Below are 229 nucleotides of genomic sequence, written 5' to 3' on the forward strand. Positions count from 1 at the left end.
GTCGAGCACGCCCTTGCGGCGCGTCATCTCACGCGCCTTCCGCGCAGCATCACGCGCCCGAGCAGCTTCAACGATCTTCCCGCAGATGATCTTCGCGTCGATCGGCGTTTCCAGCAGGAACTCTTCGAGCGCCTTCGCCACAACTTCCTCAACCGGCGCACGAACCTCGGAAGAAACCAGCTTGTCCTTCGTCTGCGAGCTGAACTTCGGCTCCGGCACCTTCACGGAC

The 229-nt window shown here is 62.4% G+C and carries 1 pseudogene; it reads right to left on the reverse strand.

Features of this window, described 5'->3' with window-relative positions:
- Nucleotides 1–229 (reverse strand): annotated as a pseudogene (locus AAEY80_RS14940) (hypothetical protein); the annotation flags it as partial.

The sequence above is a fragment of the Psychrobacter sp. 78a-MNA-CIBAN-0178 genome, from assembly GCF_040309625.1.
Lineage (GTDB): Bacteria > Pseudomonadota > Gammaproteobacteria > Pseudomonadales > Moraxellaceae > Psychrobacter > Psychrobacter okhotskensis.